The 2,371-nt window shown below is 67.8% G+C and carries 2 pseudogenes; one reads left to right on the top strand and one right to left on the bottom strand.

The window, feature by feature from the left end:
- Positions 1-359, bottom strand: a pseudogene (locus AB0Q96_RS39120) (hypothetical protein); the annotation flags it as partial.
- Between the two features lie 625 nt (positions 360-984).
- Here AB0Q96_RS39120 and AB0Q96_RS39115 point away from each other — a divergent pair.
- A pseudogene (locus AB0Q96_RS39115) lies at positions 985-2,371 on the top strand (sugar-binding protein); the annotation flags it as partial.

The raw sequence follows: 2,371 nt of genomic DNA, 5'->3' as shown, positions 1-2,371 counted from the left end.
TTGTTGTCGATCGGGGCCCAGTTGCCGGCGGCGTTCTTCGCGCGCTGGGGGAGTGCGTGCATCTGCGAACGCATCTGGCCGTTGGGCAGGGCCCACGTGAGCGAGGTGGCCGTGGTGGCGGTGTCGACGAGGACCTTCTTGCCACTGCGGACGGCCTCGGCCCTCGCGGCGACTTCGTCCTTGGGGCCGGTGGATACCCGCTTGGTCTCGGTGGTCTTGCCACCGGCCGTCACGGGCGCGGAATCGGGCTGCCACCAGGGAAGGAGGGCAGCGGTGAGGGCGGCCAGTACGAGGCCGATGGTCAAAGACAGCCGCGTGCGCGTGCGCACGAAGGGGCTGAGATAGGGCGGCGCGGTCACGGCGGTCTACTCCCGTGTGAACCAGACGGAATTGAGGACAGCACAAACAGCCCCAGACGGCAGGCCGCGGGGCAGAGAGCGGACACACGATCACACACCCGCCACACAGCGTCCACACATGAGAATTTTATAAGACCGTTACCCCCTCCAGGGGAGGCCTTGGGGTGGCCATGACCTGCCCTCAGAGTTGTCGAATTTGGTGGCGTTTGGGGTGTTCGGGAGTCGTCGATGTCCGGATTGGTGCATCTATCGCATGGATCACCACTAGTGATCGTCTGGCCTGAACTGGGGCGTGACTCACCTCACTTCGCACATGCGCAACCGGGAACTCGTGATCTTGCTCTAGGTGCTGTTCATGACAGAAAGTACCCACGCACGCGCCTGAACCAGGCGTGTGCATTTTGGTGTTTCCGCACCTCATTCGATGTCTGTATTGCCAGGGTGGGAGTCGACGCGTATGCGTGCTTCAGGTCCGCTGTCATGGCTGGGGCTAGGACGCCCAGCCATGACGGAGCCACAACGACGGCGCTTGCGGCGAAGCCGCACGGCGACCGTCCTTCTGTTGTCCTCGACACTGACCGTGACAAGCCTGGGCGGGCAGGCCCTGGCCATCCCCGGCCCGGGCATGAGCCGTGAGGAGTCGATCTCTCAGGTCGACCTCCCCGACATACCGAAGAGCACACAGCTCGACGGTGACGCCGAGGCGCAGAAGACGCTGACCACGGCACCCGAGGTCCCGGTCGACAACTACGACCCGAAGGCCACCACCGCGTGGCCGTCGGGCACGGGTAACGCGACTCTGACGGCGAGCACCGCTCCCGGCGCCACGGTCCCGGTCACCAACGGTCTGCCCGTCGCCATCGGTGTACCCGAGGGCACGGACCCGGCCACCGTCGCCGGTGACTGGCAGGTCGGCCTGGCACCCGCCACCACGTCGCAGGACGCGGGCGTGTCGGGTGTCGTCATGAAGGTGACGCCGCCGGCCACGGTCGACCCGGCCGCCGAGGTCGCGCTCACCGTCGACACCACCGGCTTCGCCGACCTCTACGGCCCGAACGCCGCCGAGCGTTTCGGCCTGATGCTGCTCCCGGAGTGCGTCTACTCGTCCCCGACCACGGGCGACTGCGCGGACGACGGCGGCACGACCCCGATGTCCGGCAACGACGACGCGTCCGGTGACGCCGAGCGCCTGCGCTCCACGGTGAAGACCGTGCCCGCGTCCAAGGCGCCGACGAAGTCGACGGCGGCGAAGAACGCGAAGACCCGCCAGATCGTGACCGGCACGGTCCCGGTCTCCAGCCTGCTCGGCGAGGGCTTCGTGCCGCAGCCGACCAAGGCCTCGCTGCGCGACGGCGTCCAGCCGGCCGCGAACGCGGCCGGGGGCTCGGCAGTCGGTCTGCTCGACACCGGTTCCTCGGTGTCCGGTGACTTCACGGCCTCCCCGCTGCTGTCCGCCGGCTCCTGGTCCTCGGGCTCCTCCTCGGGCGCCTTCACCTACGGCTACCAGGTGCAGGTACCGGAGACGGCCGGCGGTCTCATGCCGAAGGTCAACCTCTCCTACTCCTCGCAGTCGGTGGACGGCCGTACGTCCTCGTCGAACAACCAGGCGTCCTGGATCGGCGACGGCTGGGACTACAACGCGGGCTCCATCACCCGCACGTACAACAACTGCCGTCAGGACTCCAAGAAGGCCGGCTCCAACAACTCCACCCACAAGACGGCGGACCTCTGCTGGGGCTCGGACAACGCCACCCTCTCCCTCGGCGGCACGACCACCGAGCTGGTGTGGGACGCGACCCAGAGCAAGTGGTTCACGGCGAACGGCGACGGCTCGAAGGTCGAGCGGGTCACCGGTCAGGCCACGGGCAACGGTGCGAAGGACGGTGAGTACTGGGTCGTCACGACGAAGGACGGCATCCGGTACCACTTCGGCCTGAACAAGCTGCCGGGCTGGTCCGACAACGGCACCGCGGCCGACGACCCGACCACGGACTCCGTCCTGACGGTCCCGG

Source organism: Streptomyces sp. NPDC093111 (genome assembly GCF_040683955.1).
Classification (GTDB): Bacteria; Actinomycetota; Actinomycetes; order Streptomycetales; family Streptomycetaceae; genus Streptomyces.
Note: the sequence above shows the minus strand (reverse complement) of the source record. Positions and strands in the feature narration are given on the sequence as shown.